Below are 11,352 nucleotides of genomic sequence, written 5' to 3' on the forward strand. Positions count from 1 at the left end.
GCCATGTATATCTCAGCCCGGACCGCGATCCGGGCTTTTTTTCGCCGGTAAAAATGAGATCTGGCGCACATATATCAATATTCGTCGCTATAACGGGGCGACATTTTCGCCGCGATAAAAATAAATCATTATCAATTGGGCATCTATTCAATCATTCCCCTACTCTTTTTGTGTCATTCCACAAGTACAAGTAAAAAATCGATTGAAATATTTAAGGTAAAAACACTAATGTGTAAATAAATTGTTAATCCCATAGAATCACGCTATAGCTCCGCGCAAAAAAAAGCATTATTTTTCTATTAAACGCCTCGTTATCTTTCCCCACAGAGAAATATTAACTTTGGACAGGCCAGAATCGCCGTAAAAGGCCATCAGGCATCCAGTGGAGAGAGCATATGAGCCACTATCCCCATCTTTTTTCCCCGTTGACCATTAACGGAATGACAATAAAAAACCGCATCATCATGCCGCCAATGGGCACAAACCTGGCGAGCCTGAACGGGGAAGTCACGCAGGAGCAGATTGACTACTATGAGCTACGCGCGCGGGGCGGCACAGGACTCATCACTATCGAGAATATTTGCATCGATTTTCCTTTCGCCTCTAACGGCACTACGCAGCTGCGTATCGATAACGATCAATATATTCCGCGCCTGTTCAAATTAACCGAAACCTTACATAAACACGGCGCCTGCGTCAGTATTCAATTAAACCACGCCGGCGCGTCGGCCTATGCGTATCGCCTGAACGGCGAAATGCCGCTGTCTTCTTCCAGCACGCCGTCCAAAAAGAACGGGAATATTCCCCGCCCGATGACGCACGATGAGATATATCATGCCGTCGATAAATTTGGTGACGCGGCGGAGCGCGTTCGCCGCGCTGGATTCGACTGCGTGGAAATTCACGCCGGCCACTCTTATTTAATTAGCCAGTTTTTATCACCGCTGTTTAATAAGCGCACCGATGAATTTGGCGGCAGCGTAGAGAATCGCGCCAGAATATTAACCCTAATCGTCGATAAGGTACGGGCCTGCGTAGGCCCGCGTTTTCCGGTCAGCCTGCGTATTAGCGCCGATGACTTTCTGAAAGGTGGAAATACGCTCGAAGACTCCTTGCGGATCCTCGAACTGTGTCAGGAAAAAGTGGATATTATCAACGTCTCCGCCGCGCAAAACGACAACCTCAATTTCCAGATTGACCAGATGTCTCTGGAAGATGGCTGGAAGCGCTACCTCTCGCGCGCGGTACGCGAAAAATTCCACAAGCCCACGGTGATTGCCGGCAACATCCGTACCCCGAAAGTCGCCGAAGATATTATCGCCAGCGGCGATGCCGACCTGATTGCCATTGGCCGCGGCCTGATCGCCGAGCCGGAGTGGGTGCAAAAAGTTCAAAGCGGCAACGAACGTTTGATGCGGAAATGCATCTCCTGCAACATTGGCTGCGCGGATCACCGCATCGCCCGCTCCCGCCCTCTTCGCTGCTCGATCAACCCGGATATCATCCACGGCGACGCGTATAAGCAGCAGCGCGTGATCCGCGATACCAACGTCGTGGTCATCGGCGCGGGTACGGCGGGAATGGAAGCGGCCTGCACCGCGGCTGAAGTCGGCTGCCATACCTGGCTGCTGGAAGAGAAGCACAGCATCGGAGGACTGGCCAGCGAGATCTCCCTGCTGCCGGAGAAAAAGCGTATCGCTGATTTTCCGCAGTTTATGAAAAACCGTATCGCCTCGCTCGATAACCTGATGCTGCAGGTCGGCAGACGCGCCACCGTGGCGTCCGTTTCCGCTCTTCGCCCGGATTTAATCGTCAACGCCACCGGTTCAGTGCCCCTGCTGCCGCCCATTGAAGGACTGCGCGAGAACATCGATGTCGAAGGCGGGAACGTCTTCTCCATTACCAACATGATTCATCATCTGGACCAGTTTGCCGATGCTACAGGTAAACGCATCGCCGTCGTCGGCGCAGGCGCCGTGGGTCTGGACGTCATCGAGTACTTCTCCGCGCGCGGTGCCAGCGCCGTGCTTATCGAGATGCAGGACGCGCCGGGTCGCGATCTGGACATCATTACCAAAAACGCCATGTTGACCATGCTGGATGAACATCACGTGGAACAGCACATGCGCACGCAGCTGGTTGCCGTCACCCCAACGCATTTCACCGTTAAAAACGCGGATGGCACCTTCGACATTCCTTTCGATTACGGCTTCGTCTGCCTGGGAATGCGCGCCAACACCGCCGGTCTCACTGAGATTGAACAATGGGCCAGAGCCAATAACGTAAAAATAATGAACATCGGCGACAGCCTGATGGCCCGGCGAATCATTGATGGCGTGCGCGAAGGGCGCAACGTGCTGGACACCCTCGAAGATATGGGGGCTCTCGGCAACCGCGAATCGACAAAAATTCCATTTCTAACATATTGAGGATTTTATCATGGCAGAACGTATTACCGGACATACCGAGCTGATTGGCCTGATTGCGACTCCGATTCGCCACAGCATGTCGCCAACCATGCATAACGAAGCTTTTGCTCATCTGGGGCTGGACTATGTTTACCTGGCGTTCGAAGTCGGTAACGAAGAGCTGAAAGACGTGGTACAGGGCTTTCGCGCGTTAAAACTGCGCGGCTGTAACGTCTCCATGCCGAACAAAACGGAGATTTGCCAGTATCTGGACAAGCTCTCGCCGGCGGCAGAACTGGTTGGCGCGGTGAATACCGTGGTGAACGACAATGGCGTACTGACCGGCCACATTACCGATGGCACCGGCTATATGCGCGCGCTCAAAGAAGAGGGCATTGATATCATCGGCAAAAAAATGACCGTTCTGGGCGCAGGCGGCGCGGCAACCGCGCTCTGCGTTCAGGCCGCGCTCGATGGCGTCAAAGCGATCTCCATCTTTAACCGCAAAGATAAGTTCTTCGCCAATGCAGAACAGACCGTCGCCAAAATCCGTAATAACACCAACTGCGAGATCCACCTGTTCGATCTGGACGATCATGACAAACTGCGCGCGGAAATCGACAGCAGCGTCATTCTGACCAACGCCACCGGCGTGGGTATGAAACCGTTTGAAGGCCAGATGCTGCTGCCTGATGACAGCTTCCTGCGCCCGGATCTGATCGTTTCTGACGTGGTCTATAACCCGCGCAAAACTTATCTGCTGGAAGTGGCCGAGAAAAAAGGCTGCCGCACCATCAACGGTCTGGGGATGATGCTCTGGCAAGGCGCGCGCGCTTTTGAAATCTGGACGGGCAAAGAAATGCCGGTTGAACACGTCAAAAATATCCTGTTCTAAGGATGGGCGCGATGAAAAATCCATATGTCCCAACGGCGGCTGGGCTCTATCTTAACTACCTGATCCACGGCATGGGGGTTTTGTTAATCACCCTCAATATGGCGAATCTGCAGGAACAGTGGGGAACCGACGCTGCCGGCGTCTCCATCGTCATTTCGTCGCTCGGGATCGGTAAGCTCGCCACGATCGTCACAGGATTCCTGTCCGACCGTTTTGGCCGTAAACCTTTTATCTATCTCGGCATCGCCAGCTATCTGGTGTTTTTCCTCGGTATTTTACTGACGAAAAACATTTATATGGCCTACTTCTTCGGCATTATGGCCGGTCTGGCAAACAGCTTCCTCGATTCCGGAACCTATCCGGCGTTGATGGAGTCTTTCCCTAACTCCGCCAGCCGGGCAAATGTGCTGATCAAAGCCTTTGTCTCTGCCGGGCAGTTCCTGCTGCCGTTCATTATCGGTGCGCTGATTTGGGCGAATATGTGGTACGGATGGTCGTTTATCATCGCCGCTGTATTGATGATTATTAGCGCTATCTACCTGATAAAAATGCCTTTCCCGGACCATCGGGCGAAAAAGGAAACCGCAGAAAAATCGTCGGCCGCCGCCGTAGCCCCGCAGGCGAACGCCGGCAAGCTGGATATGGCCATCTTTACCCTGTACGGCTATATCGGTATGGCGACTTTTTATCTGGTCAGCCAGTGGTTAGCGCAGTACGGCGAGTTCGTTGCCGGCATCCCGCACGAGTCGGCCATTAAACTCCTGAGCGTCTATACTGCCGGTTCCCTGACGTGCGTGTTCGTCACCGCGGCCTTTGTCAAAGAGGTATTTAGCTCGGCCGTCGCCATGATCGTTTACACTTTCCTGTCGATGATGTCACTGCTGATCGTTTGCCTGTTCCCTACGCCGATGATAGTGACCGGCTTCGCCTTTATCATCGGCTTTGCCGCCGCCGGCGGCGTGCTGCAGATAGGCGCGACCATTATGGCCATGAGCTTCCCGAACGGAAAAGGCAAAGCCACCGGGATCTTTTATACCGCAGGAAGTCTGGCCAGCTTTACGATCCCGCTGATCACGGCAAAACTGTCGAAGATGGGTATCGCCAGCATTATGTGGTTCGATCTTCTGATCGCGATCGTCGGCTTTGTGATCGCCCTGTACATCGGTTATCGTCAGCTTCAGGTTCGCGCCGCTGCAAAAACATCCCGGGTTGCAGCAACCGCCTGATGGTCAATGACAAAAAGAATAATGGATACCAACATGACTCAAGCAGTAACAGTAAAAAACATCACCTTCCAGGAAGGGGAAACCTTAATCTGCGTACCGCTGATCGGCAAAACGCTCGCCGAGCTGCAGACTAACGCGCGCGCGCTGGCTACCGCCGGAGCCGATATTATCGAGTGGCGCGTCGATCACTTCACCCAGGTCAGAGAAACGGAGCAGGTACTACTGGCGCTGGGCGAGATTCGCCAGCTGCTGAAAGAGATCCCGCTGCTGTTCACCTTCCGCAGTAAAAAAGAGGGTGGCGAAACGGAAATCAGCGACGAAGCCTATTTTGAGCTGAATCGCCAGGCGGCCGTTAGCGGTCTGACCGACGTGATTGATATCGAGTTGTTCAACGACGAAGCGCAAATTCGCTCGCTGGTGAGCGATGCCCACGCTGCGGGCGTCAAAGTTATCATGAGCAATCATGATTTCCATAAAACGCCGGCTCAGGAAGATATCATCTACCGCCTGCGCCGCATGCAGGATCTTGGCGCCGATCTGCCGAAGATCGCGGTCATGCCGCAGTCGCCGCAGGATGTCCTGACCCTGCTCTCGGCAACCCTGACGATGAAAGAGAAGTACGCCACTCGGCCGTTAATCACCATGTCGATGGGTAAATCCGGCGGCGTGAGCCGGGTAACCGGCCGTTTGTTCGGTTCAGCAATGACCTTCGGTACCGTCGGCCAGGCTTCTGCGCCAGGGCAAATCGCCATTACCCAACTGCGTGAACTGATGGATATTCTTTCCTGATAAAACATCGCCCGGGGGTCACCCTCCGGGCGAGGTTGCTAGCGGATTTTTTGGCTGTCATTAATAATGACATCTTTAAATGACTGAATCGCCGGAGAAAGTACCCGCTCTTTCATCGTTGCCAGATAGATATAACGCGGAGGAATCGCATTTTTAATCGTCAGGATATGCACGTTGTAATACGAGAGCGCGGAAATTCGCGGCATAATCGCAATACCGTAATCAATACTGACCAGCCCCGCCATCGCCGTATCCTCATCAACGTAGCAGGCAATATCCGGCACCAGCTTTTGCTGCATAAACACGTTATCAATAAAGGGGCGTAACCCGCTATTTTCCGAAAAATAGATATAGGGATAGTGGATAGTCTCCACCAGGTCGACTTCATTTTCATAGAGCCTGGCCAGAGGGTGATCTTTTGCCGTTACCACGACCAGCTCCTGCTGAATAATAGGAATAAAGTCGATATCAGGCTCATCCGCAATATAGGAACAAATCGCCAGGTCGCTTTTCCCGGCCTTCAGTTCCTGCAGAAGCGTTAACGACGTTCCCTGAGTAAAAGAAAATGTCACATTGTGACGAGATGGTGAAAGGGAATATTTATTAATTAACTGCGGAACAACATATTCGCCCATGGTATAAATAAACGCAATGCGAATATTTTCCTTGTTCTCGTCGCTATTTTTTTGCAACGTCATGCGGCCATTCTCTAATGAGGACAGGGCATCTTCGACGTAGGGCAGAAAGCGCTTACCATTCTGCGTAATTTTGACATTGCGCCCTTTCCTGGCAAATAGCGCCACGCCAAGCTCTTTCTCCAGTTCAGATATGGCGTGGCTTAGCGAGGGTTGAGTGATAAAAAGACTGGAGGCGGCTTCAGTGTAGTGCTCGGTTTCTGCCAGCCGCTTAAAATAATAAAGTTGCTTTAGGTTCATTATTTTTGCTCGTATAATATAAGAATAAAACTCATGCCCCTAATATACCATACAGGCTATCGATGATGAGCCGAAAAGGAGAAATATCGGGGTCATATCAAATATTGTTCTGCCATGTCACAGAAGCCGTAACAAAGCGTGACTTATCATCGATAGCGTCAACGTCAAATAGAATATTTTTGCCTGCATAACTTCATGCAAAAATATTTTAAACTTTAAAGGAAATCACTATGAGGACGATCGATGCTCAGGAACGGCCGATTTTGCCGTCGGCCACGCAAAAGCGAACTAAAACGCGAATTGTAATTTTAATGTTACTATCGATAGGGACGATGATAAATTATCTCGATCGGACTATTTTAGGTGTTGTTGCGCCCAAGTTAACGAGCGAAATAGATATTGACCCGGCCATGATGGGGATCGTTTTTTCCGCTTTCGCCTGGACCTACGCGCTGGCGCAAATACCCGGCGGGATGTTTCTCGATCGCTTCGGCAATAAGCTAACCTACGCGCTTTCTATTTTTTTCTGGTCAACCTTTACCTTACTGCAAAGCTTTTCTGTCGGCCTAAAATCGCTGCTGCTGCTGCGTTTAGGCTTAGGCATCAGCGAAGCCCCCTGTTTCCCGGTTAATAGCCGTGTCGTCAGTAAATGGTTTCCGCAACATGAACGCGCCCGGGCAACGGCGACTTACACCGTCGGTGAATATATTGGCCTGGCCGCATTCTCTCCGCTCCTTTTTTTAATTCTGGAGCATCATGGCTGGAGAACGCTATTTTTCCTGACCGGTGGATTGGGTATTGCGTTTACTTTTGTATGGTGGAAGTTTTATCACGAGCCACATGAATCAAAAACGGCAAATAAAGAAGAGCTGGAGTATATCGGCGTAGAAAATACGACATCCGTCAATGAAAACATCCCTTTCAACTGGCATGATGCGAAACGTCTGCTGTGCTGCCGGCAAATCATCGGCGCCAGCCTTGGTCAATTTGCCGGTAACACCACGCTGGTTTTCTTCCTGACATGGTTCCCGACTTATCTGGCTAACGAACGCCACCTCCCCTGGCTTCACGTGGGTTTCTTCGCCTCCTGGCCGTTCCTGGCCGCGGCTATCGGTATCTTTTTCGGCGGTTGGGTATCCGATAAAATAATAAAGAAAACCAACTCAGTAAATATTAGCAGAAAGCTGCCAATTATTTCCGGGCTGCTACTGTCGAGCTGCATCATCATTGCTAACTGGGTCGATAGCAACACCGCAGTCATTATTATTATGTCGATTGCATTTTTTGGCCAGGGTATGGTTGGCCTCGGCTGGACGCTTATTTCTGACATTGCCCCTAAGAATATGGGCGGATTGACCGGCGGCATTTTCAACTTCTGTGCTAATATGGCATCAATTATTACCCCATTAATTATTGGGGTTATCATATCCATGACCGGTAATTTTTTCTACGCGCTGATTTATATCGGTTTAACCGCGCTGGTTGGCGTTATCGCGTATGTTTTTATTATCGGCGATATTAAAAGGATCGTGTTGAAATAACCTGTCCAGCCCCTGTCCCGGCATCCTGCCGGGACAGGGGGGGCGATTCAGATATCTTTCACCCTGCTGGTCATAAACAGCGTCACCAGCGAAATTGCGGCAATCGTCCAGTAGACGCTGGCGTGACCATAGCTTTGCGACAGCGCGCCCTGAATCACCCCCGCCAGAATCACCCCGGTGGAAATACTGTTGGTAAACAGCGTCGTCGCGGCGCCCGCCCGTCCGGGCATCAGATCCTGAAACCACAGCATGCCAATCCCGGCAACAATCCCGATAAATACGGCATTAAACAGCTGTAGCACCAGCAGCGCCACGCGGTCGTGGAACAGAATCAGACCGATATAAAACAGCACGCCCGCCGCAACCGCTGTCACCATCATCTTGCGTTTGCCCCAGCGCTTAACGTAGTAGCCCGCCAGTATCATCGCCGGGATCTCCAGCCCGGCAGCAGTGCCCATCAAAATCCCCGCGAGGCTGTCCGGCAGGCCAAGATCGCTGCTGATCCACAGAGGCATATCAATGATATACATGGTATTGCATGTCCACATCAGCGTGGAGGCGATGAACAGCATCCGCACGTTTTTATCGTGCCATCCTCCGGCCTGCACCAGCACGTCAGCGCCTTCAGAAGGCTGCTCAACGCGGGCGACCGAGGGCAGTTTGACGGCGATCAGCGCCAGGCTTATAACAAAGATCCCGGCGGCAATCGAAAACATGGTGGTGAAGCCATAATTCAGCGCCAGCATAAAAGCCAGCGGTGGACCAATAACCCACGCCAGCGAAAGCTGCGCACGCATTATCGAACTGAACATCACCACTTCGCGCGCCGAGCTATCGGCATATTCCCGCGCCAGGGCAAAAAGCTGCGGCATCGCGGCATTCGCCACCGAGGCCAGCATAACCCCGCAGGTAATCAGCGTCAGATAGTGGCGATTAAAAGCGAACAGCAGCGCGTTTCCCACCGCCATCAGGCAGCAAAACATAATCAGCCGCCGGCGATCGCCCCGGCTGTCGGAGCGTTTAGCCAGCCCCAGGCTGACCAGAATGCCGGCAATGGCGTTAACCGTATAGAACAGCCCTACCCAGAACGGCTGCGCGCCCACTTCGCGGCTGAGGAATAAGCTGAGCGTCGGCGCCTGCAGCGCGCCGGCGATCCCCATCATGAAAGCGACAAGCATAAAAGCGGCGTAAACGCCGTTTAGACGACGCCCCATCGTCATTAACCACAGCATGAAATATCCTTAAGCACGCGAAGAAAACGAAAAAAGCCAGCAGAAGTATTCTGCTGGCGGGTGATTCTATACTCTATGGATTTCGAGTTGCGGGCAGGCGGCCAGAACGTAAGTCCCTGGAAACATAGATAACTATGTGGCCTGGGCGAGCGGGCGCAGCCAACGCACCTGCAGCTTGAAAGACGACGAGTATAACACCAATACTCAGTCACACATGATGTCTGCAAGTCAATGATCCGAGGTCTGCGACGTAACTCCCCACTGCATCAGTTCGCCGAGCATTTTCTGCTGTCTTCCTGCCATCAGGCGGGCCAGCCAGGACGCATCCTGCGTCGCAGAAAAGTAGCGTTGGTAGAACTGTTTCATGGTTGACCCCATCATATTCACCTCCTCGCTTCATCGACGTTGATTATTGACTTAATATAGGAAGTAATAAATTGCTGAGTTTTTATCAGGAGTTCCCCTTTTATGTCTTCCGGTCGTTTACAACAGCAGTTCATCCGCCTGTGGCAGTGCTGCGATGGCAAGTCGCAGGAGACCACGCTGAATGCGCTGGCAGAGATGCTAAGCTGCTCGCGCCGCCATATGCGTACCCTGCTCAACATGATGGAAGCGCGCGGCTGGCTGACCTGGGAGGCGGAGGCCGGGCGCGGCAAGCGCTCCCGCCTCTCTTTTCTCTATACCGGTCTCGCCCTGCAGCAGCAGAGGGCGGAAGATCTGCTGGATCAGGACAGAATCGATCAGCTGGTGCAGCTGGTTGGCGATAAAGCCGCCGTCCGACAAATGCTGGTTTCCCATTTAGGCCGCAGCTTTCGTCAGGGCCGGCATATCCTGCGCGTGCTCTACTATCGGCCGATGAAAAATCTGCTGCCCGGCAGCGCGCTGCGCCGCTCGGAAACGCATATTGCCCGGCAGATTTTTAGCGCCCTGACGCGGGTAAATGAGGAAAATGGGGAACTGGAGGCCGATATTGCTCACCATTGGCAGCAGATCGCCCCCACCCACTGGCGCTTTTTTCTGCGTCCGGGGATTCATTTTCATCATGGACGAGAGCTGGAGATGGAAGATGTCATTACCTCTCTGCAGCGCAGCAACGCCCTGCCGCTGTTCTCTCATATTGAGCGCATCGACTCTCCCACCGCATGGACCCTCGACATTCATCTCCGCCAGCCCGACCGCTGGCTGCCGTGGTTGTTAAGCCAGGTCCCGGCCATGATCCTCCCGCATGAGTGGCGAACGATGGAGAATTTCTCCAGTATCCCCGTGGGGACCGGGCCCTACTCGGTTGTGCGTAATAACCAGAACCAGCTCAAAATTCACGCCTTCGATGACTATTTCGGCTACCGGGCGCTGATCGATGAAGTGAACGTCTGGGTCCTGCCGGAAATCAGCGAAGAACCCAACGGCGGGTTGACGTTACAGGGCACCACGCAAAGCGAAAAAGCGGTGGAAAGCCGCCTGGAAGAGGGGTGTTATTACCTGCTGTTCGACGCCCGCAGCCCGCTGGGCGGTAACAGCGCGGTACGCCAGTGGCTAAGCTATGTGTTCCAGCCCGCTAACCTGCTCTATCACGCGGGCGAGCACTATCAGGGCAACTGGTTCCCGGCTTATGGCCTGCTGCCCCGCTGGCATCATGCGCGCAGCCACGCCTGCGAGAAGCCTGCCGGCCTTGAGACGGTCAGGCTGACCTACTACCAGGATCACGTCGAGCATCGCGTGATGGGCGGGATCATGGCAACGCTGCTGGCCGAGCATCAGGTTAAGCTGGAGATCCAGGAGCTGGAGTATCAGGAGTGGCACCGCGGGGAGGTGGTCAGCGACGTTTGGCTCAACAGCGCCAACTTTACGCTGCCGATCGATTTCTCCCTGTTTGCCTGGCTGTATGAAGTTCCGCTGATTCGCAACTGTATCCCCATCGACTGGGAGCAGGACGCCGCGCGCTGGCGCGCGGGCGAGCTGAACCCGGCCACCTGGAGTCAGCAACTGTTGGCCAATCAAACCGTGGTGCCGCTGATCCACCACTGGCTGATGATCCAGGGGCAGCGCAGCATGCGCGGCGTACGCATGAACACGCTCGGCTGGTTTGACTTTAAGTCCGCGTGGTTCGCACCGCCGGAGCCGTAATGCTTTCCGTTGGCAAACAAAATCATTACACTAACTGCCGTTCTCAACGGGGTGCTAATAAACATACGCAATCTCATTCAAGTTGCCTCAACGCGCGGTTAGCGCAGAAGCAACCCGAAGACAAAGCGTATGGGCTGAGAAAATACCCGTCGAACCTGATCCGGATAACGCCGGCGAAGGGATTTGAGGCCCTCTCAAAATC

9 protein-coding genes and 1 riboswitch are annotated in these 11,352 nt (G+C 53.2%); of the genes, 6 read left to right on the forward strand and 3 right to left on the reverse strand.

The genetic code is table 11. The features are described from left to right. Positions 1 to 395: 395 nt before the first annotated feature. From ACESQ2_RS17985 to aroD, 4 genes are read left to right on the forward strand one after another with little or no spacing between them, the layout of a single operon-like run. The gene (locus ACESQ2_RS17985; protein ID WP_046877805.1) at positions 396 to 2,429 is read left to right on the forward strand and encodes an FAD-dependent oxidoreductase; all 2,034 of its coding nucleotides are present in this window, start codon (positions 396 to 398) and stop codon (positions 2,427 to 2,429) included. Between the two features lie 10 nt (positions 2,430 to 2,439). Next, the gene (locus ACESQ2_RS17990) at positions 2,440 to 3,303 is read left to right on the forward strand and encodes a shikimate dehydrogenase (protein ID WP_004108154.1); all 864 of its coding nucleotides are present in this window, start codon (positions 2,440 to 2,442) and stop codon (positions 3,301 to 3,303) included. 11 nt (positions 3,304 to 3,314) lie between these two features. Further along, complete coding sequence (locus ACESQ2_RS17995; RefSeq protein ID WP_064380143.1) at positions 3,315 to 4,529, forward strand: MFS transporter; 1,215 nt, start codon at positions 3,315 to 3,317, stop codon at positions 4,527 to 4,529. A gap of 33 nt (positions 4,530 to 4,562) precedes the next feature. Next, on the forward strand, positions 4,563 to 5,318 hold the full coding sequence (gene aroD, locus ACESQ2_RS18000; protein WP_014837399.1) for a type I 3-dehydroquinate dehydratase: 756 nt from the start codon (positions 4,563 to 4,565) through the stop codon (positions 5,316 to 5,318). Between the two features lie 38 nt (positions 5,319 to 5,356). Here aroD and ACESQ2_RS18005 read toward each other — a convergent pair whose 3' ends face one another. Then, entirely contained in the window at positions 5,357 to 6,253 is an 897-nt protein-coding gene (locus ACESQ2_RS18005) for a LysR family transcriptional regulator (RefSeq protein WP_049069199.1), read from the reverse strand. 230 nt (positions 6,254 to 6,483) lie between these two features. Here ACESQ2_RS18005 and ACESQ2_RS18010 point away from each other — a divergent pair, with 230 nt between their 5' ends. Beyond that, positions 6,484 to 7,794, forward strand: coding sequence for an MFS transporter (locus ACESQ2_RS18010; protein WP_025106482.1), 1,311 nt, complete (start codon positions 6,484 to 6,486; stop codon positions 7,792 to 7,794). A gap of 47 nt (positions 7,795 to 7,841) precedes the next feature. Here the strand turns inward: ACESQ2_RS18010 and ACESQ2_RS18015 are convergent, their stop codons facing one another. Together ACESQ2_RS18015 and sgrT are read right to left on the reverse strand one after the other, a co-directional pair. Continuing rightward, positions 7,842 to 9,026, reverse strand: coding sequence for a sugar efflux transporter (locus ACESQ2_RS18015; protein ID WP_373171044.1), 1,185 nt, complete (start codon positions 9,024 to 9,026; stop codon positions 7,842 to 7,844). A 228-nt stretch (positions 9,027 to 9,254) separates the two neighbouring features. Further along, entirely contained in the window at positions 9,255 to 9,407 is a 153-nt protein-coding gene (sgrT, locus tag ACESQ2_RS18020) for a glucose uptake inhibitor SgrT (RefSeq protein WP_004098552.1), read from the reverse strand. Positions 9,408 to 9,494: 87 nt separating this feature from the next. Here sgrT and sgrR point away from each other — a divergent pair, with 87 nt between their 5' ends. Continuing rightward, on the forward strand, positions 9,495 to 11,150 hold the full coding sequence (sgrR, locus tag ACESQ2_RS18025; protein WP_014227906.1) for an HTH-type transcriptional regulator SgrR: 1,656 nt from the start codon (positions 9,495 to 9,497) through the stop codon (positions 11,148 to 11,150). 37 nt (positions 11,151 to 11,187) lie between these two features. Continuing rightward, positions 11,188 to 11,350: riboswitch (TPP riboswitch) on the forward strand. Positions 11,351 to 11,352 lie beyond the last annotated feature (2 nt).

The organism is Klebsiella sp. Q11, from assembly GCF_964241505.1.
Lineage (GTDB): Bacteria > Pseudomonadota > Gammaproteobacteria > Enterobacterales > Enterobacteriaceae > Klebsiella > Klebsiella michiganensis.

Coding starts and splice junctions, on each gene's coding strand:
- sgrT (WP_004098552.1), bottom strand. CDS start 9,407: ATGATGGGGTCAACCATGAAACAGTTCTACCAACGCTACTTTTCTGCG.
- ACESQ2_RS17995 (WP_064380143.1), top strand. CDS start 3,315: ATGAAAAATCCATATGTCCCAACGGCGGCTGGGCTCTATCTTAACTAC.
- sgrR (WP_014227906.1), top strand. CDS start 9,495: ATGTCTTCCGGTCGTTTACAACAGCAGTTCATCCGCCTGTGGCAGTGC.
- ACESQ2_RS18015 (WP_373171044.1), bottom strand. CDS start 9,026: ATGCTGTGGTTAATGACGATGGGGCGTCGTCTAAACGGCGTTTACGCC.
- aroD (WP_014837399.1), top strand. CDS start 4,563: ATGACTCAAGCAGTAACAGTAAAAAACATCACCTTCCAGGAAGGGGAA.
- ACESQ2_RS18005 (WP_049069199.1), bottom strand. CDS start 6,253: ATGAACCTAAAGCAACTTTATTATTTTAAGCGGCTGGCAGAAACCGAG.
- ACESQ2_RS17985 (WP_046877805.1), top strand. CDS start 396: ATGAGCCACTATCCCCATCTTTTTTCCCCGTTGACCATTAACGGAATG.
- ACESQ2_RS18010 (WP_025106482.1), top strand. CDS start 6,484: ATGAGGACGATCGATGCTCAGGAACGGCCGATTTTGCCGTCGGCCACG.
- ACESQ2_RS17990 (WP_004108154.1), top strand. CDS start 2,440: ATGGCAGAACGTATTACCGGACATACCGAGCTGATTGGCCTGATTGCG.